Origin of the sequence: Anaerotignum faecicola (assembly GCA_024460105.1) — a bacterium.
GTDB lineage: Bacteria > Bacillota > Clostridia > Lachnospirales > Anaerotignaceae > JANFXS01.
In genome coordinates this window covers 1-382 of the sequence record JANFXS010000627.1, presented here as the reverse complement: position 1 = coordinate 382, position 382 = coordinate 1, and the positions used below count along the sequence as shown (strand labels likewise).

Annotated in this window: 1 protein-coding gene; it reads left to right on the top strand. The window is 49.2% G+C overall.

The annotated features are described in order from the left end of the window. Positions 1-34: 34 nt before the first annotated feature. Positions 35-382, top strand: a 348-nt coding sequence (locus NE664_15715; protein MCQ4728081.1) for a YcxB family protein, incomplete at its 3' end; no start/stop codon positions are given.

Here is a 382-nt window from a genome sequence, read left to right as displayed (position 1 = left end):
GGGAGAAATAATAGAATGACAGGAGGCAGCGCCAATGCGTGAACTGGAGGTTCAGCTTTCAAATAAAGATATTCGGCGCATGATGTCGGATATGAGGCTTAAGAAGGACGGGATGAAGGAATCGAAAATTCTGGCTGTTATGCTAATCATTGCTTTCATATCCCTGATCTACACCGTGGGCGTTGGGCTGTTGCTCGGCGGTCATGACCCATCCATTCTCTGGTGGCTCACCGATCTGTGTGCCGGAATCGGACTGTGGCTTGGCATTGCCGTAGTGCTTGCTGTTCTCATTAAAACAGTCCAATACTTCAGAATCATAAGGGGTCCGCTTATGCACCGGCAGCTGGTGCGGTTTGAAGAGCATCGGATTGAGATGTACACA